This window comes from Saccharothrix sp. CCNWYY140 (genome assembly GCF_037401995.1).
Classification (GTDB): domain Bacteria; phylum Actinomycetota; class Actinomycetes; order Mycobacteriales; family Pseudonocardiaceae; genus Actinosynnema.
Genome location: NZ_JBBEGC010000237.1, coordinates 1 through 3601, shown reverse-complemented (window position 1 = coordinate 3601; position 3601 = coordinate 1). Strand labels below are relative to the sequence as shown.

General features: G+C 66.2%; 2 protein-coding genes. One reads left to right on the top strand and one right to left on the bottom strand.

Annotated elements, in window-relative coordinates:
- Positions 1-123: 123 nt before the first annotated feature.
- Positions 124-2115, top strand: a complete 1992-nt coding sequence (locus WBN91_RS39005; RefSeq protein ID WP_337729328.1) for a carbamoyltransferase family protein — start codon at positions 124-126, stop codon at positions 2113-2115.
- Between the two features lie 21 nt (positions 2116-2136).
- Here the strand turns inward: WBN91_RS39005 and WBN91_RS39000 are convergent, their stop codons facing one another.
- Entirely contained in the window at positions 2137-3321 is a 1185-nt protein-coding gene (locus WBN91_RS39000) for a cytochrome P450 (protein ID WP_337729327.1), read from the bottom strand.
- Positions 3322-3601: the final 280 nt, after the last annotated feature.

The following is a 3601-nucleotide window of genomic DNA, read 5'->3' as shown; positions in this document are numbered from 1 at the left end:
AGCCCTTCGGGCAGGCCATACGGGGATGACACAAGCAAGAAGCCCAAGTTGAGTTGTGTCCTCCTCGGTGGACTGCCCGCTCGCCGGCTTCGCCGAAGAGTGTGCGTGCGCGTTTGTCGTTCCATGAGTGGGAGAGCTATGTTGACATTGGGTATAAGTGGTCATTTCAATCTGTTACCGGCCTTGTTTCGCACCTACATGCATGATGCTGCCGCCTGTTTAGTTGCCGATGGGGAGCTTGTCGCGGCTGTTGAGGAGGAGCGGTTCAATCGGATCAAGAAGACTAATCGGTTTCCGGCTGGTGCCATTCGGGCGTGTCTGGACATTGCGGGTGTTGCGCCGGCTGATGTGGATGCGATCGGCTATTACTTCGACCAGGATCTTGTGGATCTCGGGCTGCGCAACTTCCAGCTTGCGACCCCGGTTCAGCCTGTCCGCTTTGGGCGTGAGCTTCTGCTGGATCGGTTGCGGGCCGAGTTGGATTGGGAGGTTGAGCCTGATCGTGTGATGTTCACCCGGCACCACCTGGCACATGCCTGGTCGTCGTTTGCGCGTTCGGGTATGGGGGATGCGTTGGTTGTGGTGATGGATGGGCGAGGGGAGACCGTGTCGACGACCATCCACCTTGCTGGGGGTGGTGAGATGCGTGAGCTTCGGTCTTACTCGGTGCCGCAGTCGTTGGGGTTGTTCTACCAGGACGCTATCGGGCACGTCGGGTATGGCTTCGGGGACGAGTACAAGGTGATGGGGCTGGCGCCCTACGGCGACGCGGCGACCTACCGCGAGCAGTTCCAGAGCCTGTATCGGCTGCTGCCCGACGGAGACTACGAGCTCATCCCGACCATGCCGGACATGAACCCCACCTCGGAACCGTTCTACGCCAACGGGTTCCCCGTCCGCCGCGCCGGTGAGCCGGTCACCGGCGAGCACCGGGACTTTGCCGCCGGGCTCCAGGAGACGTTGGAAACGCTGGCCATGCACATCATCACCCACTGGGCGCGGCAGACCGGGGCGCGGCGGCTGTGCTTCACCGGGGGTGTGGCGCACAACAGCAGTCTCAACGGGGTGATCTTGCGGTCTGGGTTGTTCGACGAGGTCTTCGTGCATCCGTCCTCGCACGACGCGGGGGCTGCGGAGGGGGCGGCCATCGTTGCTGCTCGGCGGCTTGGTGCTCCGCATACGCCGGCTTCGCGGTTGGTTGGGGCGAGTCTTGGGCCGGATCTTGGCGACTTGGACGACGTCGAGCGGCAGTTGCGGGCCTGGAGTGGGGTTGTGGAGGTTGAGAGGCCTGCGGACGTTGTCGAGGCGACGGCCCAGTTGCTCGCTGAGGGTGCGGTGGTGGGGTGGGCGCATGGGCGGTCCGAGTTCGGGCCTCGGGCGTTGGGCAATCGGAGCATCATCGCCGACGCGCGGCCGGTGGAGAACCGGGATCGGATCAACGCGATGGTGAAGAAGCGGGAGAGCTTTCGGCCGTTCGCGCCCGCTGTCACGCCGGAAGCGGCGGCGACCTACTTCGACCTGACCGAGACTTCGGCCGAGCACGGGTTCATGTCGTTCGTGGTGCACGTGCGGGAAGCCCGGCGCGAGGAACTCGGGGCGGTGACGCATGTGGACGGCACGGCGCGGGTTCAGGTGGTCACGCCGGAGGCCAACGAGCGGTTCCACCGGCTGATCACCCGGTTCGGTGAGCTGACCGGGACGCCCGTGCTGCTGAACACCTCCTTCAACAACAACGCCGAGCCGATCGTGCAGTCCGTGCACGACGCCCTCACCTGCTACCTGACGACCGAGATCGACGTGCTCGTGGTCGAAGACTTCCTGGTCCGCCGCCGCGAACCGGTGACCCGCCTGCTCGACGACCTGGTGCCGGCACTGCGCCCCGACACCCGGCTGCGCCGGGACTGGCGGCCGGGTGACGACGTGCGCGGGGAGGTGTACCTGGACTACTCGTTCGGGCCGTCGGCGGTGCCGTCACCCGAGGTGTTCGACCTGCTGGCGTCAGTGGACGGGGAGTCCACGCTGGGCGCGCTGGCGGGAGAACTGACCGACGAGATGCGTGCCGAGCTGTATGCGTTGTGGCAGCAGCGGTTCTTCAGCCTCACGCCCAAGGCCTAGGACGGCCGCACGGCCTGCCGGTCACCACGCGACCGGCAGGCTGTGGGGACCGCGCACCAGACGGCCCTTCTTGAACTCGACCTCGCCGGCCAGGCGGAGGTTGGGGTAGCGGGCGAGCAGGGTGCTGAGGGCGACGTTGAGTTCCATTCGGGCCAAGGGCGCGCCGATGCAGTGGTGCACACCGTGGCCGAAGGCGAAGTGCTGGTTCGACGGTCGGTGGAAGTCGATCTTGTCCGCCTCGGGGAAGACCAACTCGTCGCGGTTGGCGACCAGGCCGTCCACGAACACCGCCTCACCCTTGGCGATCGTCACGCCGCTGAGCACCACGTCCTCGGTCGCGAACCGGGGGAACGCGGGCGAGCCGGACAGCTTCGTGACGCGCAGCAGCTCCTCGATCGCGGCGGGCAGCAGCGACGGGTCCGCGCGCAGTTCGGCCAGCCGGTCGGGGTGGGTGAGCAGTTGGTAGGTGAAGTTGGAGATCTCGCTGCCGGTGGTCTCGTGGCCCGCGATGAGCAACGTGACGCTGAACGAGACCAGCTCGTCCTCGGTGAGCCGGTCCTCCTCGTCGTGCGCAGTGACCAGCGTGGTGAGCATGTCCTCACCGGGATTGCGACGCTTCTCCTCGACCAACTCGCGCAGGTAACCGTGCAGGCTCGCGAACGCGGCCTGGATCTCCGGCACGGTGAACGCGGTGATCGCCACCGCCGCATCCGACCACTCCCGGAACTTCACCCGATCCAGGTCGGGCACGCCGAGCATCTCACTGATCAACGTGATCGCCGTCGGCATCGCCAACGCACTGACCAGATCAGCCGGCGACCCGTTCGCCTCCATCTCGTCCAACAACCCATCCACGATCTGCTGCGCCCGCTCCCGCAGTCGAGCCGTGTGCCGAGCCGTGAACGCCTTGGCGAGGATCCGCCGCAACCGGGTGTGCTCAGGCGGATCCATGCTGAGGATCGTGCCGAACTGCGGCACCTCCGGCATCGTGCGCGGCGGGTTGCGGTCGGCATCCATCACAGGCGAACGGACGAACCGCGGATCACCCATCACGGTCCGGACGTCGGCGTACCGGGTGACAAGCCAAGCTTCGGTGCCGTAAGGCAACTGCACACGCGCAACCGGCTCCTCACGCTGGAGCCGCAAGTAGGTCTCGTTGATCCCGAGGTCATCAGGTTCGGCGAACGGGTAGGACAACACGGCCACGCCACACCCCCGTCGGGCGAAAACATTGCCCGAACAGTAGAAACCCAACGGCACACCGGTCCATGCACTGTGACCAGACCACTACGGGTTCGCGCGACGACCGGACATCCACAGTGACCTGATCGAGCGGCACCAACCCGCACCAGCGACCGCCCACGCACGCCCCCACCCTCCGCGCCCAGAGCACCGGAGGTGCTCTTCGGCGCGCAGCGCGGGTTCTTCGGCGGAGCCGGCAAGTGGCAGTCCACCGAGGAGGACACAGCGCAACTTGGGCTTCTTG